Origin of the sequence: Streptosporangium sp. NPDC002524 (assembly GCF_040295985.1) — a bacterium.
Taxonomy (GTDB): Bacteria; Actinomycetota; Actinomycetes; order Streptosporangiales; family Streptosporangiaceae; genus Streptosporangium.
Genome location: NZ_JBEOWK010000012.1, coordinates 15,742 through 40,384, shown reverse-complemented (window position 1 = coordinate 40,384; position 24,643 = coordinate 15,742). Strand labels below are relative to the sequence as shown.

The following is a 24,643-nucleotide window of genomic DNA, read 5'->3' as shown; positions in this document are numbered from 1 at the left end:
GTGACGTCTACGTCGCGCTCATGGCCGCCAGGTTGTGTCGACGGGCACACGGGCCCCTTCCGCCGCTTTCCGGCGACCGCTGGGCCTCCCGCCGCGCGCCCGTGACGTCTTCCACGATGAGTGGATCTTCACCTGTGTGCCGTGTCCGGCGTTCACGCCGATGGACCGGACTGTGAGCTTTCGACTACCGGAGGACCGATCGTGGCCCCAGTGAGCATCATCGTGCCCATCTACGACGTGGAACCGTACCTTGAGGCGTGTCTGGAGTCGTTGGTCGCGCAGACCTGGAGTGACATCGAGGTCGTCATGGTGGACGACGGTTCTCCCGACTCCAGCGCGGAGATCGCCGGGGCCTTCGCCGGGCGTGACGAGCGGTTCCGGTTGATCCGGCAGGAGAACGGGGGCCTCGGCACCGCGCGGAACACCGGGATAAGGCACGCCACCGGTGAGTTCCTCGCCTTCCTGGACAGCGACGACATGCTCCCGCTGACGGCCGTCGAGACGATGGTGTGCAGCCTGAGGGAGAGCGGGTCCGATCTCGTCACGGGCAACGTCCTCCGTTTCAGCGGGCAGGGGGTGCGCCAGTCGGCGATGCACAAGGTGATCTTCGCCAACTCCGCCACGCGGACCCACGTGACCCGCGACGAGATCCTGCTCAAGGACCGGCTGGTCACGAACAAGCTGTGGCGCCGTTCCTTCTGGGACGAGCAGGGGCTGAGCTTTCCCGAGGGCGTGCTGTGGGAGGACATCGCCGTCTCCCTGCCCGCCCACTTCATGGCCGGGGCGGTGGACGTGCTGTCCACCCCGGTCTACCTGTGGCGGGAGCGGGAGGGGGAGAGCGTCTCGATCACGCAGAACCGGGGGCACGTCAAGGGGATCGAGGACCGCTTCGCCGCCGTCAACTCGGTGCGGGGCTTCCTCGCCAGCACCGGGCGGGCCCAGCACCTGAGGGCGTGGGACCGGATGGTCCTCGACAGCGACCTGCCCAACTTCCTGCAGGTGCTCGACCAGGCGGGCGAGGAGTTCCGGAACCGCTTCCTCGACCTGGCCTGCGACTACCTCGAACAGGCCGGGCCGAAGGTCCTCCCGCTCATCCCCGCCCAGCGCCGGGCGAAGTGGGCTCTCGTACGGGAGCGCCGGATCGACGACCTCCTCCAGCTGCTGGAGTGGGACAGGACGGTCAAGCCGACCGCCCGCGTCGTCGGCGGGGGCCTGCGCGGGTACCACCTCAACAGCCCGGTGCAGGCCGAGCGGGCCACCACGCGGATGCGCGAGGAGCTGGACCTGCGGCAGCGGGTGGACAGCCTGGAGTGGAAGGACGACAGGCTGGTCGTCGAGGGCCGGGTGTCGCTGCGCTACCTGCGCCCGCGCAGGCGGATCCAGCAGCACGTCCTCGCCTGGCTCGTCCCCGAGGGCCCCGGGAGCCACAGCCGAAAGGTCAGGCTCCCGGTCACGATCCGGCGCGGCCTGTCGCTGGTCGACACCGGCCCGCGCAGGCGCAAGGACTGGTGCGGGTTCCGGCTCTCCGTCGACCCGGCCACGCTTCCCGCGGGCTCGACCTGGCGGATCGACCTGTGCGTGCTGTCCCGGGGCCTCGTACGCAGGGGCAGGCTGTCCCAGCCGAGCCCGGCCGCGCGGCGGCTGGAGTTCACCGAGCGCGAGCCGGGGTCCGTGGCGTGGACGGAGTGGACGCCCGCCGAGGAGTTCAGGCTCCGGGTGGAGCGGCCGGGCGGGCGGGTCACCGGCCACCGGGTGGCCGAGGGCAGGCTGCGGATCAGCGGCCGGTGTGAGGACGACCTCGGCGCCGCGCCGGAGCTGCGGCTGGTCCGGCCGCAGGGCGGGCGCGCCCGGCGCTACCCGATGACCGTGACGGACGGCGCCTTCGAGGCGGTGATCGACCTCGACGAGGTGCTGTCCGAGCGCTGGCCGGGCCTCGACCCGGCGGGCCTGGAGATGAGCGCGCTCAACCCCGGCGCCGAATGGCACTTCGAGGTCCTCCCGGAAGGCCCCGAACAGCCGGAGAGCCCGGAGAGCCCGGAGAGCTCGAAGAGCCAGGAGAACCCGGAGCGGCGGCGGGCCCGGCCGCTGCTCGTCGGCCGGGACGTGGAGCGCGGTCTCTACCGGCTCCGGGGCCGCGACGTGGTGCTGGACCGGTCGCAGGCGGGCGGGCTCGTGCTGCGCGAGCAGCGGCCGACGTTCTACGTCGAGCGGGTGGAGTGGACCGACCAGGGCCACCTCAAGGTGACCGGGGCCCCGATGCGCCCGATCGACGGCCCGGCGTGGCTGGTCGTCACCTCGCGCAACCGGCTCAACGAACGGCTCTTCCCGCTCGTCGACGGCAGCGCCACGGTGACGCCCGAGGGGAGCGACACGCTCGGCGGACGGCTGCCGCTGCCCGCTGGCACGCACGGCTTCGCGATCCGCACCGGAACCGGCACCGGGGACATGCGTATGGAGTTCCGGCTGTCCGCGCCGCTGGAGCACATCTCCGCCACCCGTACGTACACCTTCGACACCGACCTGATGGACGAGGCCGTCTTCACCGTGAGCGACGACCTGCGCGCCTCGGGCAGGCCGAAGCAGCAGCGGCTGCTGCGCGAGGACTTCTACCCCGCGAGGTGCCAGGAGCCGCTGCGGCCCGCCGTCCTCTTCGACAGCTACGGCGGCAGGCAGTTCTCCGACAGCCCGAGGGCGATCTACGAGGAGCTCGTGCGGCGCGGCTCCGACCTGGAGTTCATGTGGATCGTGCGGGACGGGCAGGTGGAGCTGCCCGAGGGGGTGACGGCGATCCGGCGGTACGGGCGGGAGTTCTTCGACGCCCTGGCCCGCTGCCAGTACATCGTCACCAACAGCCACCTGCCCTCGTGGTTCGAGCGCAGGGAGGGCCAGACGGTGCTGCAGACCTGGCGCGGCACCCCGCTGAAGCGCGTCGGCTTCGACGTCGAGAAGGCGCCCCCGGCCAGGTCCGACCACCACGAGCGGCTGGCCAGGGCCGTCGCCAGGTGGAGCCACCTGATCTCGCCGAGCCCGTGGTGCACCACGGTCCTGGACGGCGCCCTGCGGTTCGACGGGGAGGTCCTGGAGATCGGCTCTCCCCGCGACGACCTGCTGCGCCGCGCCGGAGCGGCCACGCGCACCCGGGAGATCAGGGAACGGCTCGGCCTGCCCGAGGGCAGGAAGGTCGTCCTGTACGCCCCGACCTGGCGTGACGACAAGTTCTACAGCAAGGGGCGCTACCGGCTCGACCTGCGGCTGGACCTCCGGCACATGGAGGAGGAGCTGGGCGGGGACCACGTGCTCATGATCCGCAAGCATCCGAGCGTCACGGACAGGCTGCCCAGGGTCGGCACGGACTTCGTCCTCGATGTCTCGACATATCCGGACATCCAGGAGCTCTACCTGGTGGCGGACATGCTGATCACGGACTACTCGTCGGCGATGTTCGACTTCGCGGTGACCGGCAAGCCGATGCTGTTCTACACCTACGACCTGGAGCGCTACCGCGACGAGGTGCGCGGCTTCTACTTCGACTTCGAGGCCGAGGCCCCCGGGCCGCTGCTGCGCACGACCGAGGAGGTCGTGGCGGCCGTACGCGACGCCGACGAGGTGCGCGCCAAGTACCGGAAGCTGTACGACGCCTTCACCGCCAGGTTCTGCCCGCTGGAGGACGGCGGCGCGTCGGCCAGGGCCGTGGACCGGATCTTCCGGTAACCCGCCCCGCGAGGGCGGAAAGCCGGGGGCCCGAAAGGCCGGGGGCCCGAAAGGCCGGGGAGGCCCTCCTCGGCCTTTCGCGTCCCCAAAGCCCCCGATCGCTGTGGCGCGGGTCGGTCAAGAAGTGGCATGGAGATCTTCTAGTAGTTACAGAGCGTAGATGAGAGGGGACCCCGCGTGGCCATGCTGGAATGCATGAGGGCCTATTCGTTGGACGACGTTCACGCGACCCGGAAACGAAAAGACTCCTGGTGGACCGTTTTCCTGGTCGACCCGGTGGCGTGCAGGCTCACCCTGCTCGTCGCCAACCACACGTCCATCACCCCCAACGGGCTCACCCGCTTCTCCCTGATCCTCGGGATGTGCTCGGCGATCTGCTTCGCGTCCGGACGGCTGGCCGCGGGGGCCCTGCTGTTCTACGTGAGCTTCATGGTCGACTGCATGGACGGGAAGATCGCGCGGCTCAAGGGGACGGGGACGGCGTTCGGGCTCTGGCTCGACTACGTGGGCGACCGCATCAGGGTGGTCTGCTGCGCCGCGGGCCTCGCCTCCGGGCAGTACGTGGCGACGGGGGACGTCTCCTACATCCTGCTCGGCGCCGGGGTGGCCGTCCTCGACCTGTTCCGCTACGTGAACGCGCCGCAGATGAAGCGCGTGCGCGAGGTGGTCAAGGAGAACCGGCCCGGCCGGCTCGTGCCCGTCGAGTCCATGGAGCCCGTCGAGCCCGTCGATTCCGTGGTGACTGTAGGACACCCCAGGCCCGGCGAGGCGCCGGTGGCCGCCGGGCACACCGCCCACGCGGGACACACGGGACACACGGGGCACGCTGGACACGGGGCAGGGCACGTCAGGCCCGTCGAGGTCATCACGCCCCGCGAGCCCCGCGAGCCGATGCGGGTCGCCGGGTTCGAGGACCGGGACGAGAACCCGGACGAGGGCCGGCACGGGGAGCGGGCCGGGAACCGGGCCGGGCGGCCGGGGGGCCGCGGGGGCAGGCGCCCGAAGCTGCCCCGCAGGTTCACCCGCCTGCTGGCCCGCCACCGGGTGCGTACCCACCTGATCAGCGGCATCGAGTTCCACGCCGCGGTGTTCGTGGTCGCCCCGCTGATCGGGCCGGTCGCCCTGGTGCCCCTCTCGGTCGCGGCGGGTGTGCTGCTTCTGCTGAACGAGGTCGTCCTGATCTATCGAATGTGGCTCTTCGCCCGGGTGGTGCCCGTCATGCCGCTCGTGCAGAAGGCGCCACGCGTATCTGTTTGACCAAGCTTTACGGGGGTTCGTTGTCATGCAGTCCGACCGTCCGATCTTCGTGATCGGTTGTCCGCGTTCCGGCACCACGATGTTGCAGCTGATGCTGCACTCTCACCCGCGCATCGCGGTGCCTCCGGAGACACGGTTCGTGGTGCCCGGCTACTACCGCAGGTTCTCCTTCGGCGACCTGCGCGAGGAACGCAACCGGCGAAGGGTCGGCCGGTGGATCGTGAGCGACAAGGACACCAAGTTCAAGGAGCTCAAGCTCGACGGGGACAGGCTGATCGACGACATCGTCGCGGGGCCGCCCACGCTGGGGTCGGCGATGGGCATCACCTTCCGCTCGTACGCCGAGCAGTACGGCAAGAGCCGCTGGGGCGACAAGCGGCCCAGCTACTACCACCACGTGGACCTGCTGACGCGGCTGTTCCCCGACGCCCAGTTCGTGCACCTGATCAGGGACGGCCGCGACTGCGTGGCGTCGCTGAAGGAGATGCCCTGGTACACCAAGGACGTCTTCCACGCGGCGGTCAACTGGAGCGAGGCGATCGACTACGGCCGACGGCACGCGAAGAAGCTCCCCGCCGACAGCTACTACGAGCTGCGCTACGAGGACCTGACGGCCTACCCGGAGACCGAGCTGAGCAAGCTCTGCGACTTCCTCGGCGAGGACTACGACCCGGCGATGACCGAGCCGTACCACGTCGCCAGGGTGGCGATCCCGCAGCACAAGGTCTGGCACAGCAACACCCACGGCGACGTCACGACCGCACGCGCGGGCTCGTGGAAGGCCAGGCTGGAGCCCTGGGAGATCTCGGTGTGCGAGACCGTGCTGGCCGACCGGCTCGTCGCGAACGGCTACGAGCTGAGCGGCGCGCCCAAGGCGAGCAAGGCCCACGTCCAGGCGTGCGAGAAGGCGGCGTCCAAGCGGCGCTGGACGCGCAGGCGCAAGGAGATCCGCGACCGCCTCAACCGGTTCCGCGAGCCGAGCCCGGTGGCCGCGAGGCTCACCAGCCGGCAGCTCGGCGAGCTTGCGAAGGTCTGACATGTTGCCCGATCGCCCGATCTTCGTCCTGGGCTGTCCCCGCTCGGGGACGACGATGCTGCAGCTGATGTTGCACGCCCACCCGCGCGTCGCCATCCCGCCGGAGACCCGGTTCATGGTCTCCACCTACCAGCGGCGGCTCCAGTTCGGCGACCTCAACGACGCCGGACACCGGCGCGAGCTGGGCGAGTGGGTGGTCGACCGGCGCCAGTCACGCTTCCACGAGCTGGACCTGAACCGCGACGAGGTGCTGGAGGAGATCGTCGACGGGCCGCCGACGCTCGGCTCCGCGCTGGGCATCGTGCTGCGCGCGTACGCGGCCAGGCACGGCAAGCCGCGCTGGGGAGACAAGCGGCCCTCGTACTTCCAGTACACCGACGTGCTGCTGCGGCTGTTCCCCGACGCCCAGTTCGTGCACCTGATCAGGGACGGCCGTGACTGCGTGGCGTCGCTGAAGGAGATGCCCTGGTACAACGGGAGCGTCTACAGCGCGGTGTCCGCCTGGGCCGAGGCGATCGACTTCGCCCGGCACGGCGCGCCGAAGCTCCCCGAGGGCAGCTACCACGAGCTGCGCTACGAGGACCTGACCACGGAGCCCGAGGCTCACCTGCGCAGGCTGTGCGAGTTCCTCGGCGAGGACTTCGACCCCGCCATGTGCGATCCGGGGGCGGTGGCCGACATCGCCGTACCCGCGCGCAAGACCTGGCACGCGCGCACCTTCGGCGAGGTGACCACCGCGCGGACCGGCTCCTGGCGCGACCGGCTCGACCCCGGCGAGGTCTCGCTGTGCGAGAGCGTGCTCGGGGACCGGCTGGAGACGTACGGGTACGAGCTCACCGGGGCGCCGAAGGTCGAGACCTCGCGGATGGTCTCCTACGAGCGGACCGCGGCCAAGCGGAAGCTGGCCCGGGTCAAGCGGGTCGCGTTCGACCGGCTGATCCGGCTCCGCGAGCCGAACCCGCTGGGGGCACGGCTCACCTCCGCCCAGATCGTGCTGGCGGGAGTGCCGCTGCCGCGCAACGAGCCCGTCACGGTCAACGGCTGACGGTCCGACCGGCTCGACCGGCTCGACCGGCCCACGGCGAGTCGGCGGGTCGGCGAGTTGGCAGGCCACCGGGTCGCCGAGTCCGCGAGAACAGCGGCGAGCCGGTGAGAGGCGACGAGTGATCCGTCGAGAACGAGCCCACGAAGCTTGTTCAGCGGGTGGACCCGCCGAGAACGAGACCGTGACGACCGGGACGCTCGTTCTCAGCGGGTCACCTGGTCGAACAGCGCCTCCCACCGGTCCAGGACGCGGTCCGGGCGGAACGCCTCGACGTGCGCGCGGGCGGCGGCTCCCAGCCGCCGCCGCTCCTCGGCCGAGGCCATCAGCCCGGCGAGCGCGGTGGCGAGCGCGCCCACGTCGGCCGGGGGGACCAGCACCCCGGTCCGCCCGTCCAGGACGAGCGACCTGAGCCCGCCCGACACGTCGAATGCCACCGAGGGCACCCCGTAGGACGCCGCCTCGCCGACCACCAGGGGCAGTCCCTCGTGCTCGCTGGACAGCGCCAGCACCGACCCGCCCCTGTACTCGTCCCCCATCCGGGCGGCGGGCACCGCGCCGCGGAACACCACCCGGTCGCTCACCTTGCACGCCGCCGCGTGCGACATGAGCCGCCCCCGCTCGGCCCCCTCGCCGATCAGGTGCAGCTCCCAGTCCTCACCGGCCTCGCGGCGGGCCTCCACGAGAGCCTCGTCACGGCATGCCTCCCCGGGAGCCGGGCGTCCGCACGCCTCCGCGAAGGCCGAGATCAGCCGGTCGAACCGCTTCACGCCCTCCAGCCTGCCGACCCCGAGCACCCGGCGGGCGGTGAGCTCCGCGGTCCGCGACGGCCAGGCGGGCAGCGGGTTCGGGATGGACCAGGTGTTGGGCAGCAGCGCGTGCTCGGAGAACAGCCACGCGTCCTCCTCGCTGAGGAACACCGCCTTCTCCAGCGTCCCGTAGTGCCCGCGGACCGAGCCGAGGTGCCAGGAGCCCCGCGCGTGCTCGTACGAGCCGTGGTACTGCCCGATCGGCAGCAGCCACTCGGGCAGCAGGTTCCCGATCCGGGTGACCACGCTGGGCGAGGCGAGCACCGCGAAGCCCGGCCCCACCTCCCGCAGCAGCCTGCCGAGCGCCCGCCGCTCGCGGCGCCTGCCCAGCCGCGAGAGCCTTCCCACCGGGGTGCGGTGGATCACATGGCTGGTGTAGCGCGGCCTCTCCACGTACCGGAACGGCTTCTCCGCCCGGTGCAGCCCGATCACGTGCACCTCGCGGCCCCGCTCGGCGAGGCCCTGCGCCATGGTGTGGGTGACCCGCTGGACGCCGCCGAGGGTATCGGCGTCCATGCACGCGAACACCACCGCCCCCGTGCCCGTACGCCCGCCGCTCACCGCGGCCGTCCCAGCAGCGGCAGGCGGCTCAGCTGCCGCACCCCGGCCGGGGCGCGTTCCCGCACGCCGGCGGGGCGGGGGGCCTGGGCGTGGGCGGGCGGGAAGAAGGAGTCCACCACCTTGGCCGAGGCGTGGCCCTTCTCGTCGGCGCACCACGTCCTGCGGAACGCGATGTACCGGGAGGCGAACGACGCCGTCAGCCCCTCGAGATCGCGCAGCGCCTCGATCAGCTCCTCGGTCGTGGTGAGGCAGGGGCCGGGGGCGATCGCGGGCAGGTCGTGGTAGACGCCGCGCTCCACCCTGCGGTACTCGTCCCAGTCGTCGATCAGGAACAGCATCGGCCGCCCGGTGACCGCGTAGTCGCACATCAGGGACGAGTAGTCGGTCAGCAGCGCGTCCGAGAGCAGGATCAGGTCGTTGACCTCGGGATACGATCCCGCGTGCCGGACGAAGTGGCGCAGGTGCTCCGGCACCTCGAACCGCTCGACCGGGTGGGTCCGCAGGATCACCGTCCAGTCGCCCGACAGGGCCTCGGCCATCGAGGCCAGGTCGGCCCGCACCGACTGCCCGGACCCCTTGGCCCGGTCGCGGTAGGTGGGGGCGTACAGCAGCACCCTGGACCAGTGCGGGATCTCCAGCTCCTCCCGCGCCCGCCTGGCCGCCTCCCGGTCGCCGTGCACGAGCACGTCGCAGCGGGGCGAGCCGTGCCGCAGCAGCCGTCCCCGGTAGCCGTTGGAGGGCACGAAGACCCGCTCGAACTCGGCGCTGGGCGAGACCAGCGCGTCCCAGCGCTCCACCGCGGCCCGCCAGGCCGCCCTCGGCCCGTCGAAGTCGGCGCGCAGGTCGGGCGCGTCGAAGCCGACCGACTTGATGCCCTGGCCGTGCCAGGTCTGCAGGTAGCGGGTGCCGGGCGGTTTCGGGTAGGCGAGCGGCATGCCGTGGCTGTCGACCCAGTAGCCCGCCCTGGCCATGGTCCAGATGTGGCGCCAGCTCATCCGCCGCACCGGCCTGACGTCGGGGGGGAGTCTCCCCCCGGTCCCGGCGATCGACCACACCACCTTCAACGGCGCGTTCCGGCGCCTGAGCTCCTCGTAGATGTAGCGCGGGTTCCCGGTGTACCCGGCGCCGACGTCGGACTCGAACAGCGCCAAGTCCGTACGCGGCGGCAGCACCGAGATCAGCCCCTTGTAGACGCGGAGCTTCACCTCGGGCCCGCTCACCCTCCGCAGCAGGCGGGTGGCGGCCCGCTTGAGCCGGGGCAGCTGCCGCAGCACCCCCTGGCGGCGCCAGAGCACCCGCAGGAACGCGGCGGTCCCCTCCGCCCTGACGACGACCTCGTGCCACAGGACGGTCATCCCGAACGAGGCGGTGGACGGGTCGACGAGCAACCGGTCGGAGGTGACCCGCCCGTCGGGATTGACGATCTCGACCACCGGGTCGTAGCGGCCCTCGAAGCCCAGGCGGCCGTGGCGGATCGCGGCGAGATCGATCGTCGCCTCGCTCGCGTAACCGTCCTCGCCCTCGCGCGGGCGCGGTTCCAGCCGTACCCGATGGTTCCTGAACCGCAGGAACGCGGTCCAGCCGGGGTTGGCGTCGAGCACCCCGAACGGGTCGTACGTCGTGATCTCCAGCCTGATCACCGCGCCCTCGCCGGTGACGACCGCCTCGTGGCGCAGCCGGGAGGCGGTGTAGGGAAGCTCGGCCATCCGCAGCGAGGTGATCTCCCGCCGCTCGTCGGCGACCGTCCCCCAGTAGGTGCGCCCGCCCTCCCGTACGGCGGCGCGCGGCGGGGCCTTGGGCCCGTTCAGCGACCGGGCGGCCACCAGGAGCTCGTCGGGCCTGCCGTCGAGGATGAAGCTGCAGCAGACCCGCAGGAGCGGGTCGACCGTCTCGAACACCACCGGGTCGAGCTCCGCCAGGTAGGGGTGGATCACCGAGACGAACTCCTCGATCCACGCCGGGTCGCGCGAGGGCAGCGGGTTGAGATAGACCCGCAGGTCCTGGCGGATGAAGCGGCGCTGCCGCTCGTGCACCAGGCCGCCGAGGCCATCGAGGCCACTGTCCCGCAGGATGTCGTCGCTCAGCCGGGCCGCCCTGATCCTGGAGCGGACGTTCGCCATCTCCGTCAGGCACAGCGAGATCGACAGCCGCGACTCGCTCTCCGCCGAGGCCCGGTGCCAGAGGTAGACCACCCAGGGGACCACGGCGAACCGCCGCGCCGCGCAGTACAGGGCGGTGCTGAAGACGTGGTCCTCGTAGTGCATGTCCTCGCGGAACGGCACCCGCCGCAGCAGCTCGGCCCGGTAGAGCTTGTTGGTGCTGAAGGAGTTGAGGAACATCTCCGGCTCCCGGGCGATCCCCTCGACCGTCCTGCGCCTGGTGAACAGAGCGGGGTAGTAGCGCGCGGTCTTCCCCGTCCGCTCGTACAGCCGGGAGATCTGCCCGGTGACGAAGTCCGCCCCGGTCCGCTCGATCTCCAGCAGCATGCTCTTGCAGGCGTGCCTCGTCAGCTCGTCGTCGCTGTCCAGGAACATCACGTACGGCGCCCGCGCCGCCGCCACCCCCCTGTTGCGGGGCACCCCGCACCCCCCGCTGTTGACCTCCCCACGCAGGTAGCGGACCCTCGGATCCCCGCGCTGCAACTCCCTGGCCACCTTCTCCGTGCCGTCGGTGCTCGCGTCGTCCGCGATGATCACCTCGACGTTGCGCAGGGACTGCCGGAGCACCGACCGCACGGCCCTGGCCAGCCGCGCGGCATCGTTGTAGGTAATGACCACAACGCTGCATTCCGGGATATTGATCACGATCCGAGGTATTCCCGAGAAAAAGTAGCCAGTTGTCCCACTTGTTCACTGATGACACTTTTTTTGGGGTTGTGTGAAGTTGCCAAGCCAGGAAGCAGCAAGAGCAACGAACTGCGATCTTGGACTGGAGGCGCGGCTCGCGATCCGCGGCGAGATCCCGGCGCGACCGGCACGCCGGCGGACCGACATCGAGGCCGACCACGCGGGAAGCCGCAGAGGCCGCCGTGCACGCGGCGATCCTGTTCACGCAGGCGGCCCGATCAGCTGGTGCGGTACTCCACCCACGCCTGGCACGCCGCTGCGGTGCGTAGCCGCTTCGCTCTCAGGTGCCGCGGTCCGGTCTCGGCCATGCGGGCGGCGAACAGGGTGCGGGTGGCGGCCAGCGCGGTCACCGTGTCCACGGGCGCTGAACTCCACGCGGGCACCCGGGCGGCGACGGCCTCAGCCTCGGCGGGCGTGTGGCCGGCGTCGATCAGCCGGGAGACCAGCAGGGCCGTATCGCTCCAGGGGGCGCCGCGGCAGGCCATCGACCAGTCGACGACCTGGCACCGGTCGCCGTCAACAAGCAGGTTGCCCGCGTGCAGGTCCGCGTGCAGCAGCGTCGCCCCGTCGAACTGGTCCATATCGAGCGCTTTGACGAGCGGCCCGTAGCGGGCGTACTCGGCCGGAGAGTCCGCCAGGAGTGCCTCGGCCTGTCGGAGCAGCGAGGTGATTTTGCCGGTGATCGAGGGCGCGCCCGGCCACGGGCACGGGACGGAGACGGCGGCGACCGCGTTCACCACAGCGGAGATGTGCGGTGAGCCGGACGCCAGGTCCGCCTCCCGGCCGGGCGCGTGCTCGAAGACGAGCAGATGCCAGCCGGCCACGTCGTCGGTCCACAGCAGACGCGGCGCGGGGATCCCCGGAGGGAGCATCTGGTTGGCGGTGCGCTCGCGCAGCAGGTGCCCGGCGACCGGCGCGGCGGCGGGGGCCGCCTTCACGAAGAAGGCGGCCCCCTCGGTGGTGATGTGTGCGGCGAGCCCGGAGGTCAGCCCGACCTCGGCCGACCAGATGTCGACGACCGGGCCCGTCTGCTCCTCGACGGCCGCACGGGCAGGTCCGGGCAGGTCAGCCCACTGCCTTCTTCGGACTGTCATAACACCCCGCATGGCATTGGTTGCACTTGCCGCCGCCGTCGTTGCTGCAGTCGGCCGAGGTCGGCCACACGACCGGATCCACCCGGTACCCGGCCGCCTCCATCGCTTCGATCGTAGCCGCGAGGCCACCGCCGGGCCCGGGTTCACCGGGGACATCGTCGGGGGCGTGATGGATGAACCGGCCCGCGGCCCGCCGGCAGAACTCGCCGTATTCCCTCGTGTACATCAGGAAGGTGTGCCAGCCGATGTCGACGGCGTCGGACGGGCCCAGACCGGCGCCCGGGTTGGCGGCGCAGGTGGCCAGGAAGGCGAGCGCCTGCTCCATGATGACGTCGGCCTGGTGGGCGTGCTCGGGGTGGTCGATGGCGATCCGCGCGGTGAGCCGGGTGAACAGGGCGGGGGTGACGAGGGCGCGGGGAGTGGCGGCGGGACGGTCGATGATGACGGTCATCCGGGGTCCTTTGTTCGTGAGATAGGTGAGCACCTATCCGAATATCTTGACTGTGAGTTACCGAGCCGTCACCGTCAATAGGTGGTCACCTATTATCTGGAGTATGGCGCTATGGACACAGGTCACTGACCAGATTCGGGCAGACATCAACACCGGCCGATACCCGGCGGGGACCCTCATGCCACGAGAAATCGACCTCGCCCAGACCTACCGAACCTCCAAGGCCACGATCCATAAAGCGCTCGCCCACCTCGAAACCGAAGGGCTGATCATCCAAACCCAAGGCCGCGGCACGTTGGTACGCCCCCAGCCCGCCCGCCAGCGCATCACCCTCGACACGAACGTCTACCGAGACGAGCTCGGCTACTACTTCAGCGCCGCCGTACAAGACCTACGCGCCACGCAACCACCGACCGTCACCGAAGGCCCATGCCCGCCGGACATCGCCCCGCTGCTCGGCCTGGCCCCGGCCGCGACGGTCGTGATCCGCGACCGCGTCATGGGGGATCCCGCCACCGGGCGTGTACTGCAGCTCGCCACCTCATACCTTCCCGCCGACCTCGCGGCCGGCGCGATCCTCGCCGAGGCCGACACCGGGCCCGGCGGCATCTACGACCGCATGGAGAACGACCTCGGCTGGGGACGCCTGGAATGGGCGGGCGCGATCTCCAGCCGAGCGGCCACCCCCGAGGAGACTCGCCTCCTGGTCTTGGCCCCTGGCGTACCGGTGCTGTGCGTGACCCGCACCACCACCGCCACGGCGGGTGCCGCGGCAGGCCGGGTCGTCGAGGTCAACGCCACCCGGCGGGACGCGTCTCACTTCGAGGTCGGGTACCCCATCGCACGTCACCCCTCGTAGAGGGGGATCGGCGGTCGCGGGTTCTGCCGGAGGCGTCCGCTCTCCCCGAATGCGTTGTTCAGAGCTGTTCGGCCTTCACGGCTTCCAGGAAAATGGCGAACACGGTGGCCTCGAACACGAGAGCCGGGGCGCTGGGGTTCTTGCTGTCGCGCACGCCGACCCGGTTGTTCAGGCGGGCGATCTCCACGTAGCTGCCACCGGCGTTACTGCGGCTGGACTTGTGCCAGACAGCCGTCGACAGTTTGGTCTCGACGCTCATGCGGGTGCCGTCGGTCACGCTCACACTTCTTTGGCCAGCTTTGCCGGCAGGTTGCGAGACATGCGGGCGTCCAACGCCTTTGCTCGCAAATCTTCGTACACCAGGTCATATCGGTGAATCGCGGCGAGCGCCTGAGAAAACACGGAAGGGTGGGATGACCGGCGGGCAAGAAGGGGTGTCTTGTCCTTCCGGCAAGGGAGTCCCTTGCATGATCACTGTTTCTGAGGCGGCCTCGGTGGCCGACCGGGAGCGGTTCGCCACCGTTTTCGACGCCCACTACGAGGAGATCCGCCGTTACATCGGACGGAGGCTCGATCTTGACGTCGCCGAGGACCTGGCCGCGGAGACGTTCCTGATCGCCTTCCGCCGGCGCGACCGGTTCGACGCCGCCAGGGGCGGGGAGCGGCCGTGGCTGTACGGCATCGCGACCAACCTGATCGGCCGTCATCGCCGTGCCGAGATCCGCCGCTACCGGGCACTGGCCAGGACCGGGCCGCCCGCCGCCGCCGACGGTCATGACCAGCGGGTCGCCGAGCGGGTCACGGCGGGGGTGACGGTCGGACGGCTGTCGGGGGCGCTGGCACGGCTGTCCAAAGGCGAACGCGACGTGGTGCTGCTGATCGCGTACGGGGGCCTGACCTACGAGGAGATCGCCGAGGCGCTCGGGGTCGCCTACGGCACCGTGGCCTCCCGGCTCAGCCGGGCCAGAACCAAGCTGCGCGACGCGCTGGGAGTTGAGGTCCGTTGAAGGAGTTCCAGTTCATCGACGACGTGATGCCGGACGTCCCGCCCGCCGATCCCGCGAAGACCGCCGAGACCAGGGCCAGGGCGTTGAACGACGCGAGGTCCTCGCGGCGGCGGTTCGACGAACGCCCCCGGGGGCGTTTCGGATGGGCGGTCGCCGCCGTTGTCACGGCCACGGTCGTCGCGTCCGTCATGATCGTGCCCCGGCTGGGGTCGGACATCGCACCCCGGGCCGGAGGGCCGGGAGGGACGTTGGAGGCGGTGGCGGACCGGGCGGCGGCGAGACCGGAGCCGGTCGAGGGTTCCTACTGGCGGACGACCACCGAGATCTTCCTGCGGATGCGGATCGACGGCTACGTCGTCAGTGATTGGGGCCGTCAGACGCTCTGGTACAGCCCTGCCCTGCCCGCGGTGCGCGAATGGACCCGGCTCGGCACGGTGCCGACCACGGAGAAGGACCGCGCCGCGTGGGAGCGCGCGGGTTCGCCGGAGCTCTGCGCGTCGCGCGGAGGCTGTGACGACTTCCCGCCGGTCGACCGGACCCTCGTCGTGCCGGACCCCCCGAACCGGCCGGTACGTCCCCTGGGCGTCTTCGAGGTTCCCCTGGGCCTGAAGGAGATCATGGAACTGCCGGAGGAGCCGGGAGGTCTCAGGGCCAGACTCCTCACGTACTGGCCCGCGTACAGCAGGGTGAAGCCCAAAGGACCTGATGAGACGGCGGACGACTGGCTCTGGTCGGTGGGGTCCTCCCTCCTGTGGGACGCGCCGATCTCGCCGGGCACGGGCGCGGCCGTCTACCGGATGCTGGCGGCCCTCCCCGGTGCCCGGGTTGTCGACAGGGCCGAGGGGCCCTACGGGCGCGCGGCGATCGCGCTGGCACGCACATCCCTGTTCGAGGGCACCGAGAGCCGGATCTTGGTCGACCCCCTCACCGGCGACCCGCTCGGCCTCCGCAAAGCACTGGTGACGGCCAGGGACGGCATGCCAGCCGGCACCGTGATCACCACGATCACCGCCGGGAAGCCCGGCTGGACCACCACGTCGCCTCACGTACCCAAGGGCTGCACGTCGGACGACGCCGAGAGGTGTGTCCGCTGACGATCGACGTGCGCCGAACCGGCCGGTCCCGCCCCTCGCCGGCTCGTGGTCATGCGGAAGGATCACGGCATGTCGATACAGGGATCGGCCCGCGAGTTCTGGTCGCGGTTGGACGAGCCGTGGCGGGCGGCTGTGGAGATGGCCTGGGAGTCCTACCGTCACGGCGGGGTCGCCGTCGGCGCGGTGCTCACCGACGGGACGGGGAACGTGGTCGGTCGGGGACGCAACCGGCGTTTCACATCGGAATCGCCACGAGGTCTTCTCGCTCACGCGGAGATGGAGGCGCTGGCGGCGCTTCCGGCGCTTCCGGCGCGGAAGGACCGCTCCCGTGACAGCGTGCTCTACACGACCTTGCATCCGTGCCCGATGTGCCTGGGAGCCATGGTCGTGGCACGGATCGGCCGGTTCCACTTCGGCGCGTTCGACCCGGCCTGGCTGGGAATCGAGCGGATGCCGCAGCTCAACGATGAGGTGCGGCGCCGGTGGCCGGAGGTCACGGGACCGTTCACCGGACCGCTCGGCGAGTGGTTCGCGGTGTTGCCGTGCCTGAACACCGACGGAGCCCTGATGCGAGCGATGGAGGCGACGGCACCGCGACGGGCGGAGCTCGCCCGAGCCGTCGCACATCGGCTCGGAGGCGCCGCCGATCTTCCCGCGACCCCGGAGCGGGCTCTGGAACAGGTCTGGGATCTGCTGATCGAACCCCCTTAGCGGGGCCGTCGCGGGCCGGTTGATGGCCCAAGCTTGGGCAAGGCCGGGGGACTGTTTGACCTTGGTACGGGATCGGGGGCGGTAGACCGGAAATATCGCGGCATGTGCCCGCATATCGGGTACGGCTGCGCGATCTCGGGGAGACCGCTGATGGCCGACGACAAGGTTCCAGAGGAGATGCTCGGGCGGGGACGGCCCGGGGTTCCGGCGCGGGGGCGGGGCCCCAACACCGGGGAGCCCTTCTCCAGGCGCGACTACCGGCACCCGGCGGCGGGCTGGGGGGCCGCGCTCAGCGTCGGGAGGGTGCTGGCCAGGACGCGGGAGCCGGTCGAGGGGACGCGGGCGATCTTCCGGATGAACCACGAGAACTACGGCTTCGACTGCCCGGGGTGCGCGTGGCCGGACAGCACCAAGGGCCTGCGCCTGGACATCTGCGAGAACGGCATCAAGCACGTCACCTGGGAGATGACCCCCAAGCGGGTCGGACGCGCGTTCTTCGACGCGCACACCGTCACCGAGCTGTCGGGCTGGACCGACTTCGCGCTGGAGGACCAGGGCAGGCTGACCGAGCCGATGGTCTACGACCCGCACTTCGACAGGTATCTGCCGATCTCCTGGCCGGACGCGTTCGAGCTGGTCGGCGCGGAGCTCGGGAAGCTGGACAGCCCGGACGAGGCGTCGTTCTACACCTCGGGGCGGCTGAGCAACGAGGCCACGTTCCTCTACCAGCTGTGGGCCCGCGAGTTCGGCACCAACAACCTGCCCGACTGCTCGAACATGTGCCACGAGGCGAGCGGCCGGGCACTCACCGCCGCGCTGGGCACCGCCAAGGGGACCGTCGACCTGGACGACTGGGGCAAGACCGACGCGCTCTTCGTCATCGGCGCCAACGCGGCCTCCAACGCGCCGCGCATGCTCACCTCGCTGGCCGAGGCGTACCGGCGCGGCGCCCAGCTCGTGCACATCAACCCGATGGTCGAGGCCGCGGCGGGAAGCACGATCGTGCCGCACGACTTCCTGGCGATGGGGACCTTCCACGCCACCAAGATCGGCACCCTCAACGTGCGGCCGAGGATCGGCGGCGACCTGGCCCTGCTGCGCGGGGTCGGGAAGGTCGTGCTGGAGGCCGCGGAGACCGACCCGAAGGCGGTCGACCGGGAGTTCGTCGACCGCCACACGCACGGCTTCGAGGACTACCGGCGGGCGTGCGCCGAGGCCACCTGGCCGGAGCTGGAGTTCCAGTCAGGCGTGGACGAGGCCCGGATCCGCGAGCTCGCCCGCGTCTACATGCGGTCCGACCGCACCGTCATCAGCTGGTGCCTGGGCATCACCCAGCAGGAACACGGCGTCGACACCGTACGCGAGATCGTCAACCTGCTGCTGCTGCGCGGCAACATCGGCCGCGAGGGCGCGGGCCCGTGCCCCATCCGGGGGCACAGCAACGTCCAGGGCAACCGCACCTGCGGCGTCACCCACCGCCCGAGCGAGCACCTGCTGTCCCGGCTGGCCGAGGTGTGCGGCATCGACCCGCCGCGGGCCCACGGCCTGGACACCGTCGGCACCGTCGCGGCGATGCACCGCGGCGACGTCAAGGTGTTCGTGGGCATGGGCGGAAACTTCGCGCTGGCCGCGCCCGACACCGCGTACACCTTCCAGGCGCTCCGCAACTGCGAGCTGACCGTGCAGGTCAGCACCAAGCTCAACCGCGGCCACCTGGTGCACGGCAGGAAGGCGCTGATCCTGCCCTGCCTCGGCCGTACCGAGAAGGACCGCCAGCGCGGCGGCCTGCAGGGCGTCACGGTCGAGGACTCGATGAGCATGGTGCACATGTCGCTCGGCATGAGGGCCCCCGCCTCCCGGAACCTGCTGTCCGAACCGGCGATCATCGCCGGGATGGCACGGGCGACCCTGCCGCACAGCGCCACGCCCTGGCAGGAGTACGTCGACGACTACGACCGCATCCGGGACACCATGGCCCAGGTCCTCGACGGGTTCGAGGACTTCAACCGCCGGGCCAGGCTCCCGCTGGGCTTCCGGATCCACCAGCCCGCCCGCGAGCTGGTCTTCCTCACCGAGTCCGGCCGCGCCGAGTTCTCGAACGCCCCGATCCCGGACGTCGTCCCGGCGGCGGGCCGCCTGACGCTGGGCACGATGCGCTCCCACGACCAGTGGAACACCACCATCTACTCCGACGACGACCGCTACCGGGGCGTCAAGAACCTGCGCACCCTGGTCCTGATGAACCGCGACGACATGCGCGAACGGGGCCTCGCCGAGGCGGACCTCGTCGACATCACGAGCATCGCCAGGGACGGCAGCAGGCGCACCGTGTACGGCTACCGCGCCTTCGGCTACGACATCCCGCGCGGCAGCGCGGCCGGATACATGCCCGAGCTGAACCTGCTCTGCGGGATCGGCGACTTCAGCCCGCAGAGCGGGCAGCCGCTGACCAAGCACCTCACCGTCGAGATCACCCCGGTGACGGCCCGCGCGGCGGGCCCGCGGCGGCGCGGTCCGGAGCGGGAACGGGTGCCCAGGAGAGGCGGCGACACCACGGACGGCTGAATACGGCTGAGTACGGCCAGAACGGCTGGGTACGGCCAGGACGGCTGAGTACGGCTAGTGCCGCAGGGCGCGGCGGATCAGCCAGGCGAGCAGGACGATGCCCGTCAGGGCGGCGACCAGGGGGGCGACGCGCTTGAGCAGCGGCAGGCCCGCGACCTCCAGGAGGTTCAGGGCCTCCTCGTCGGGGCTGAGCGAGGTGCGCGAGGTGCCCGCCGGGTGGCTCTGGCGGGACTCCGCCTCCTCGCCGACGACGAGGCCGGGCGGCGTCGGCACCGCGCTGAGGTGACGTCCCGGCCCACCCGGGATCTCGGGGCCGTTCAGGCTCTCCGGCCCGCCGGGGCCGCCCAGTCCGAACGCCGCCGCGCCCGGGGCCGTGCCGCCGGAGGCCGCCGTGCCCTCGTGGCCTTCCGGGCCGTGTCCCGTCGAGCCCGCGGGGCCGGGGAACGCCGAGCCGGTGGTGCCGGGGCTCTCCGCGCCGGAGGCCGTCGAACCCGCGGGACCGGTGGACGCGGCTGGTGCGGCGGGCACGGTCTCGGAGCCGGCGGAATCGGCGGAGTCAGTGGAGTCAGTGGAGCCGGTGGGCTCGCGTGAGCTGTCCGCGTCGGCCGGGCGTGCCGGGCCGGGGCCCCAGGTATCCGAGATCGCCGGAACGTCGTCGTCGCCCGGTCCCGTGGAAGCCGGCCCCGTGGACGCGGGTTCCTGGACCGGGGGCGCGCTCCAGCCGCCCACACCGGCCGTCCCGGCGGTCGTCTCGTCGGCCGTCTCCACGCCGGGCCCCTCGCCCAGCAGGCGGGAGAGGTTGGCCGCGAACCTGTCGACCAGCTTCCCGCCGACCTCGGCCATCACGCCCCGGCCGAACTGGGCCGGGCGCCCGGTCACGTTGAGGGAGGTGTCGACGGTGACCCGGGTGTTCCGGCCGTCGGGGTGCAGGCGCGCGACGACCGTGACCCCCGCCGTGCCCGGCCCCCTGGCCTCCTTGCCGGAGGCCCTGATGGTCATGGAACGGGTGTCCTCGTCCACCTTCTCGAAGGCGGCCCGGCCCTGGTACGTCACCGTGATCGGCCCGATCCTCATCTTCATCCGGCCGGTGAAGGAGTCATCCTCGATCTTGTCCACGGCGGCTCCGGGCAGGCAGGGCGCGATCCGCTCGACATCGAGCAGCACCGGCCACGCCTGATCGACAGGCACCGGAACCGTGAACTCGTGCTCGAATCGCATCGCCATCGCTCCGCTCCTCACCGGTCGGCCGCTGTCGCGACATTACGACTACACGGGGGCGTATTGCCAGTATGCCGCCCTGGAGCCAGGTCGGGCCTCCCGTGACGGTCCGTGTCCGTGCGGTCCGCACGGTCCGCACGCCAGATCTGTGCCCGCTCTTGGTACTGCCCTCGTTGGCGGGGACGATGCGCCGATCCGTGCCGCGCCCTCAGACCGGCGGGTTGTGGCGGGAGTATTCCGCGAGCCTCCAGCGGAGCGGGCTGGCTCCCCGTACGCGGACGAGCCGGTCCAGCTCGAACCGGACCAGCCGCTGCGCGCCCGGGACGTCTCCGGGATCCCAGTCGACGCGGGCCCGCCCGGTCAGGTGCAGGGCGTCGCCCCCCTCCCAGTCGAGGAAGAGCAGGCCGCAGCCGTCGTCCAGCTCCAGGTTTCCCAGCGTCATGTACATGGAGTTGCCCACGTAATCCGGCCAGACCAGCCGCCGGTCGTCCAGCACCCGGACGAACCCGGGGTTGCCGCCCCGGTGCGACAGGTCGGCTCCGAGACCGGGCGCGGAGGTGGCGACGAAGAACGTGTCGGCGCCTTCGATCCACGCCCGGTCGTCGTCGTTCAACGCCGTCGCGGAGGAGAAACCGGTGGAGCCGAAGGATTCGGTGGATCCGGGGGATCCGGGGGATCCGGGGGAGCCCGCCGGTCCCGGTTCCAGCCCCGGTCCCGGTCTTGCTCCCGGTCCTGGCTTCGGTCCCAGCTCCGGTCCCGGCTCTGTGACGAGCTCTCGCGCCTGGATGTACTTGGGGCAGTTGGCGTACGTCTGCTCGGTGCGGACGACCAGCCGCCCGTCCTCCCGCGAGACCGTGCCGTTCACCCGCATCCTGCGCCTGCTCAGCGGCTCGATCGCGAGCATGCCGATCCGGCCCCCGTCCAGCCCCGCCAGCGGGTCGCGCTCGCCCGGCACCGCGTCGATCACGACCGTCCGCTCGTCCACCGCCTCGGCGAACCCCTCGGGCCCGGTCAGGACGGACGCCCACAGGTGGCCGTCCCGTCCCGTCGCCCCGATCAGCAGCATCCGCTGTCGCGCCAGGAACTCGGCCGCCACCGCCGGGATCTCCGCCCGGGTCCTGGCCGAACCCAGCCCCGCCACGCGTACTCCGGCCCTTCGCTGGACCGCGATCTCTCCTGCGTGTTCCATGATTGCCTAGAAGAAGCCGCAGGTGGGGGCGGTGGCCACCGGTGCGGGGGAGCCTTCTGCCCCGGTGGGCGTGTAGATCTCCAGCCGGATCCCGTCGGGGTCCTCGAAGAACACGCCGCCCGAGGACGCGCCCTCGCGGTGCGCCACCACGCCGTCGTGGTGGAGCGTGGCACCCGCCTCCCTGATCGCGGCCTCCGCCCGGCGGACCGTCTCGATGTCCGGGACCTGGAACGACAGGTGGTGCAGGCCGGGCAGGCCGGTGGCGAAGAGGCCCTCGCTCTGCTGCCAGAGGGTGAGCACCAGGGTGCCGTCGAGGCCGAGGAAGGCGTACCGGCGGTCCGCCTCGCCGGACTCGGCGAGGACCTCGAAGCCGAAGATCTTGAGATAGAAGTCCCTGGACCTGTCGAGGTCGGAGACGTTGAGGCCGACGTGGCCGGTCTGGAAGGTCATCTGGTCTCTCCCGTCGGGCTTTCTAACGGGTCGTCCCGTTAGTTTGACCGCAGGACCCAAACCTAACGCATAAAAACCGTGTTTCCCATTATAAATAAGTGATGTAAGTCACACTGGAAAGAGTCCTGGCTCAAGAGACGTAATGAAGTGCGGGCGGGGTCAGACGTCGCGGTGCTGGTGGTAGTGACGGGCCGCGCGGGCCCGGTTGCCGCAGCCGACCGAGCACCACTCCTGCCGGGCGTGCTCCTTGAGGAAGTAGAGCACGCAGCGCGGCGCGGGGCAGGTGCGCAGCCGCTCGCGCCGCGGCCCGGCCAGCAGCTCGATCGCCGACGTCGCGAGGGCCGCCCGGATCCGCGCGGACTCCGCGGTCCCGTCGCCGGGGACGGCCCGCGCCCGGGGAGCGCCCCCGGCGGGCCATTCCAGCCGCGCGGCCAGCGGCACGGCGAGCGCCGCGGCGTTGACCAGGTCGAGGGACTCGGCGAATCCGGGGAGCCGGTGCGCGTCCGCGCCGCTCGCGGCTCCCGGTTCCACCGCCCTGGCGAAGAGCGCCCGTACGGCCTGCCGCAGCTCCACCACCTCGCGCCGCAGCTCCTCCGTGGCGACGAAGCCCGGGTCGACGCCCAGCTGGGCGGCGTGCGCCCGGCCCCACGCGGTCATGCCCTCGACGTCGGCGAGCGTGTCGGTCGGACCGGCCCGCGTCGCGCGGACGGTGCTGACGAACTCCAGGGCGGACATACCCCGACTCTAATGCCCGATCCAGTCTTTTGCCGTTAGGTCTCTTCGGTCCCGTCCCGTACGCGGTGAGCCCTAGCGCCGGATGAGCCTGGCCAGGATGGCGATCAGGCCCGCGAAGCCCAGGCCGCCCACCAGGACTATGAGCATGACCATCGGCTGGACGGACGGCTCGCTGATGAAGACGATGCCGATCGCGATGAACACCATGCCGCTGAGCAGGGCCATCCAGTCGGTACGGTGCACGAGACGGCGCTCGGTCCTGTCGACGTCAGGCCGCACGGCGCACCTCCACGTCCCCGATTCCGGCCTTGATGTTCAGCACGATCGTCGCCGCGTCGCCCTTGGGGGTCACCTCGGGCTCCAGGATCCTGTTGTGCTCGATGTCGGCCCCTCCCTCCACCACGTGGTCGATCTTGACGTCGCCGAACCTGGTGGAGCCGTTCACCTCGACCCGCGCCGTCGAGGGCAGGATCACGATCATCTCGCCGACCGAGACCGAGGCGTCCACGATGGTCCGCGAGCCCGGCGGCAGGACCAGGTCGCCCAGGTCGAGCCTGCCCTCTCCCACGCCCACCGAGTAGGTGCGCGCCACCTCGGACAGGGTGGCGGGCTCCCAGGCGTAGTTGCCGAACCTCTTCGGTATGCCGCCCAGCGTGGACCCCGCGATCAGGGCGATCGACAGGACCGTGCCGGTCGCGACCAGCCCCGCTCCCCGGCCGAACCAGGTGGCGATCAGCAGGCCGGCGCCGACGACGACGAGTGCCGCGCCGCCGACGACCGTCATGTTGACCGGTCCCGATGCGGACTGGATCGCCACGATGATCCCTCCAACGATGATGGCCAGGCTGATGGTGAAGCTCCCGACGAGCGACCTGCGCCGCGGCGGCCTGGGCGGCGCCACCACCGTCCCGCCGTAAACGGACGGGTCGTAGGGGGAGTACGGCTGCTGCCGCCTCCGGGGGTCCAGGGGCTGGTAGGGCCCGTACGGGGAGAAGGGCTCGCCGGAGGAGTCGAACACCGGCCTCGCGGCGCCGTACGGGCCGGTCGGGGCGTTCCGCGGCCCGTACTCCGGCGGCCGTCCGAAGGGGCCCGGGGGCATGCCCGGCGCCTGCCCGGCACGGTTGCCCGAGGCAGGCGGGGCCTGGGGCCCGGGGGCGGGGGGCGGGGGGACCGGCGCGGATCCCGGTCCGGTCGCGGGGGCGTACCGCTCCGTGACCGTCTCGGCGCCCGGCCGGGAGGACGCGTGGGCGGCGGGAGACGCGGCGGCGTGACCGACCGGGTCCCGATCACCGACCGGATCCCGATCACCGGCAGGGTCCCGATCACCGACCGGATTCCGCTCGCCGACGGGGCGCTGCCCGGCGGCGGTGCCCGGCGCGGAGGCGGACGGGCCGGGCCACTGACCGGCCGAGGAAGAGGACGAGGGCGGGGACGAGGGGGAGGACGGGGCGCGGCGCCTGCGCAGCCGTTCGGGCAGCGACCTCGCCACGGCCAGCAGGTCGACCCCGCGGGAATGGGCGGCGAGCAGGGCGATGGCGAACACCGTGCCGACCACGACCGTGCCGGTGCCGATGCCGTCCGAGGAGATGTTGACGATCAGTCCGAGGGCGAACAGGCCGGTCAGCAGGGTCAGGACCGTCTCGCCGTCGAAGTCGCGCCGGATCCACTGCTCCAGGTAGCCGGGACCGCCGTCGGTCTCGCGCATCAGCAGGAACGCCGCGATGTAGAGCATGATCCCGATCCCGGAACCGAGCACCAGCACCGCGAAACCGACCCTGAGCACCACGGGGTCGATCCCGGCGTACCTCCCCAGACCGGCGCAGACGCCCGTGAGCATGCGCCCCTCGTTGCTGCGTCCCAGGCCGCGCTCCTCGAAGCGCTCCTCCGGACGCTCCTGGAAGCGCTCCTCGAAGGGGGAGGAGGCGGACGGCGAGCTCGCCGGATCCTGGGCCCGCCCGGTGTCGTTCATGTCCTCATCGTGGCCTTTCCCGGTCCGCGATGCATCCGG

Annotated in this window: 20 protein-coding genes; 9 read left to right on the top strand and 11 right to left on the bottom strand. The window is 71.4% G+C overall.

What is annotated here, in order from left to right; genetic code table 11:
* The first annotated feature begins 210 nt into the window (after positions 1-210).
* The 4 genes from ABT053_RS21515 to ABT053_RS21500 all read left to right on the top strand — a co-directional run bounded on the left by ABT053_RS21515 (position 211) and on the right by ABT053_RS21500 (position 7,049).
* Complete coding sequence (locus tag ABT053_RS21515; RefSeq protein WP_350970879.1) at positions 211-3,711, top strand: bifunctional glycosyltransferase/CDP-glycerol:glycerophosphate glycerophosphotransferase; 3,501 nt, start codon at positions 211-213, stop codon at positions 3,709-3,711.
* Between the two features lie 195 nt (positions 3,712-3,906).
* Positions 3,907-4,968 (top strand): CDP-alcohol phosphatidyltransferase family protein, encoded by a 1,062-nt coding sequence (locus tag ABT053_RS21510; protein ID WP_350970878.1) that lies wholly within the window; start codon positions 3,907-3,909, stop codon positions 4,966-4,968.
* Positions 4,969-4,993: 25 nt separating this feature from the next.
* Positions 4,994-6,004, top strand: a complete 1,011-nt coding sequence (locus ABT053_RS21505) for a sulfotransferase family protein (protein ID WP_350970877.1) — start codon at positions 4,994-4,996, stop codon at positions 6,002-6,004.
* Position 6,005: 1 nt separating this feature from the next.
* Positions 6,006-7,049, top strand: a complete 1,044-nt coding sequence (locus ABT053_RS21500; RefSeq protein ID WP_350970876.1) for a sulfotransferase family protein — start codon at positions 6,006-6,008, stop codon at positions 7,047-7,049.
* Positions 7,050-7,252: 203 nt separating this feature from the next.
* Here the strand turns inward: ABT053_RS21500 and ABT053_RS21495 are convergent, their stop codons facing one another.
* From ABT053_RS21495 to ABT053_RS21480, 4 genes are all read right to left on the bottom strand, one after another.
* Entirely contained in the window at positions 7,253-8,371 is a 1,119-nt protein-coding gene (locus ABT053_RS21495; RefSeq protein ID WP_350970875.1) for a glycosyltransferase, read from the bottom strand.
* Positions 8,372-8,412: 41 nt separating this feature from the next.
* Positions 8,413-11,220, bottom strand: a complete 2,808-nt coding sequence (locus ABT053_RS21490; protein WP_350970874.1) for a bifunctional glycosyltransferase/CDP-glycerol:glycerophosphate glycerophosphotransferase — start codon at positions 11,218-11,220, stop codon at positions 8,413-8,415.
* A 260-nt stretch (positions 11,221-11,480) separates the two neighbouring features.
* Positions 11,481-12,356: a phosphotransferase gene (locus tag ABT053_RS21485; protein WP_350970873.1), complete on the bottom strand. Its 876-nt coding sequence runs from the start codon at positions 12,354-12,356 to the stop codon at positions 11,481-11,483.
* On the bottom strand, positions 12,328-12,807 hold the full coding sequence (locus ABT053_RS21480; RefSeq protein ID WP_350970872.1) for a glycine-rich domain-containing protein: 480 nt from the start codon (positions 12,805-12,807) through the stop codon (positions 12,328-12,330). The genes ABT053_RS21485 and ABT053_RS21480 overlap by 29 nt, the downstream gene beginning before the upstream one ends.
* A gap of 103 nt (positions 12,808-12,910) precedes the next feature.
* On the opposite strand from ABT053_RS21480, the gene ABT053_RS21475 reads away from it, so the two are divergent.
* Entirely contained in the window at positions 12,911-13,666 is a 756-nt protein-coding gene (locus ABT053_RS21475) for a GntR family transcriptional regulator (RefSeq protein WP_350970871.1), read from the top strand.
* 58 nt (positions 13,667-13,724) lie between these two features.
* Here the strand turns inward: ABT053_RS21475 and ABT053_RS21470 are convergent, their stop codons facing one another.
* Positions 13,725-13,943, bottom strand: coding sequence for a DUF397 domain-containing protein (locus tag ABT053_RS21470; RefSeq protein ID WP_350970870.1), 219 nt, complete (start codon positions 13,941-13,943; stop codon positions 13,725-13,727).
* A gap of 190 nt (positions 13,944-14,133) precedes the next feature.
* Between ABT053_RS21470 and ABT053_RS21465 the strand changes: the two genes are divergently transcribed.
* From ABT053_RS21465 to ABT053_RS21450, 4 genes are all read left to right on the top strand, one after another.
* Positions 14,134-14,673 (top strand): RNA polymerase sigma factor, encoded by a 540-nt coding sequence (locus ABT053_RS21465; RefSeq protein WP_350970869.1) that lies wholly within the window; start codon positions 14,134-14,136, stop codon positions 14,671-14,673.
* The gene (locus ABT053_RS21460) at positions 14,670-15,767 is read left to right on the top strand and encodes a hypothetical protein (RefSeq protein WP_350970868.1); all 1,098 of its coding nucleotides are present in this window, start codon (positions 14,670-14,672) and stop codon (positions 15,765-15,767) included. Before ABT053_RS21465 ends, ABT053_RS21460 begins: the two co-directional genes overlap by 4 nt.
* A 69-nt stretch (positions 15,768-15,836) precedes the next feature.
* Positions 15,837-16,478: a nucleoside deaminase gene (locus ABT053_RS21455; protein WP_350970867.1), complete on the top strand. Its 642-nt coding sequence runs from the start codon at positions 15,837-15,839 to the stop codon at positions 16,476-16,478.
* Between the two features lie 150 nt (positions 16,479-16,628).
* Entirely contained in the window at positions 16,629-19,043 is a 2,415-nt protein-coding gene (locus ABT053_RS21450) for an FdhF/YdeP family oxidoreductase (protein ID WP_350970866.1), read from the top strand.
* 54 nt (positions 19,044-19,097) lie between these two features.
* Here ABT053_RS21450 and ABT053_RS21445 read toward each other — a convergent pair whose 3' ends face one another.
* The 6 genes from ABT053_RS21445 to ABT053_RS21420 all read right to left on the bottom strand — a co-directional run bounded on the left by ABT053_RS21445 (position 19,098) and on the right by ABT053_RS21420 (position 24,604).
* Complete coding sequence (locus ABT053_RS21445; RefSeq protein ID WP_350970865.1) at positions 19,098-20,267, bottom strand: SRPBCC domain-containing protein; 1,170 nt, start codon at positions 20,265-20,267, stop codon at positions 19,098-19,100.
* A 202-nt stretch (positions 20,268-20,469) separates the two neighbouring features.
* Positions 20,470-21,450: a pyridoxamine 5'-phosphate oxidase family protein gene (locus tag ABT053_RS21440; protein ID WP_350970864.1), complete on the bottom strand. Its 981-nt coding sequence runs from the start codon at positions 21,448-21,450 to the stop codon at positions 20,470-20,472.
* A 6-nt stretch (positions 21,451-21,456) separates the two neighbouring features.
* A complete protein-coding gene (locus tag ABT053_RS21435) occupies positions 21,457-21,900 on the bottom strand; it encodes a VOC family protein (protein WP_350970863.1) in 444 nt (147 codons plus the stop codon).
* Between the two features lie 159 nt (positions 21,901-22,059).
* Positions 22,060-22,635: a CGNR zinc finger domain-containing protein gene (locus ABT053_RS21430; protein ID WP_350970862.1), complete on the bottom strand. Its 576-nt coding sequence runs from the start codon at positions 22,633-22,635 to the stop codon at positions 22,060-22,062.
* A gap of 72 nt (positions 22,636-22,707) precedes the next feature.
* Positions 22,708-22,914: a hypothetical protein gene (locus ABT053_RS21425; RefSeq protein ID WP_350970861.1), complete on the bottom strand. Its 207-nt coding sequence runs from the start codon at positions 22,912-22,914 to the stop codon at positions 22,708-22,710.
* Complete coding sequence (locus ABT053_RS21420; protein WP_350970860.1) at positions 22,904-24,604, bottom strand: PspC domain-containing protein; 1,701 nt, start codon at positions 24,602-24,604, stop codon at positions 22,904-22,906. Before ABT053_RS21420 ends, ABT053_RS21425 begins: the two co-directional genes overlap by 11 nt.
* Between the last annotated feature and the right edge of the window lie 39 nt (positions 24,605-24,643).

Coding starts and splice junctions, on each gene's coding strand:
- ABT053_RS21485 (WP_350970873.1), bottom strand. CDS start 12,356: ATGACAGTCCGAAGAAGGCAGTGGGCTGACCTGCCCGGACCTGCCCGT.
- ABT053_RS21510 (WP_350970878.1), top strand. CDS start 3,907: ATGAGGGCCTATTCGTTGGACGACGTTCACGCGACCCGGAAACGAAAA.
- ABT053_RS21435 (WP_350970863.1), bottom strand. CDS start 21,900: ATGACCTTCCAGACCGGCCACGTCGGCCTCAACGTCTCCGACCTCGAC.
- ABT053_RS21440 (WP_350970864.1), bottom strand. CDS start 21,450: ATGGAACACGCAGGAGAGATCGCGGTCCAGCGAAGGGCCGGAGTACGC.
- ABT053_RS21465 (WP_350970869.1), top strand. CDS start 14,134: ATGATCACTGTTTCTGAGGCGGCCTCGGTGGCCGACCGGGAGCGGTTC.
- ABT053_RS21420 (WP_350970860.1), bottom strand. CDS start 24,604: ATGAACGACACCGGGCGGGCCCAGGATCCGGCGAGCTCGCCGTCCGCC.
- ABT053_RS21450 (WP_350970866.1), top strand. CDS start 16,629: ATGGCCGACGACAAGGTTCCAGAGGAGATGCTCGGGCGGGGACGGCCC.
- ABT053_RS21430 (WP_350970862.1), bottom strand. CDS start 22,635: ATGTCCGCCCTGGAGTTCGTCAGCACCGTCCGCGCGACGCGGGCCGGT.
- ABT053_RS21495 (WP_350970875.1), bottom strand. CDS start 8,371: ATGGACGCCGATACCCTCGGCGGCGTCCAGCGGGTCACCCACACCATG.
- ABT053_RS21455 (WP_350970867.1), top strand. CDS start 15,837: ATGTCGATACAGGGATCGGCCCGCGAGTTCTGGTCGCGGTTGGACGAG.
- ABT053_RS21500 (WP_350970876.1), top strand. CDS start 6,006: ATGTTGCCCGATCGCCCGATCTTCGTCCTGGGCTGTCCCCGCTCGGGG.
- ABT053_RS21475 (WP_350970871.1), top strand. CDS start 12,911: ATGGCGCTATGGACACAGGTCACTGACCAGATTCGGGCAGACATCAAC.
- ABT053_RS21480 (WP_350970872.1), bottom strand. CDS start 12,807: ATGACCGTCATCATCGACCGTCCCGCCGCCACTCCCCGCGCCCTCGTC.
- ABT053_RS21505 (WP_350970877.1), top strand. CDS start 4,994: ATGCAGTCCGACCGTCCGATCTTCGTGATCGGTTGTCCGCGTTCCGGC.
- ABT053_RS21445 (WP_350970865.1), bottom strand. CDS start 20,267: ATGGCGATGCGATTCGAGCACGAGTTCACGGTTCCGGTGCCTGTCGAT.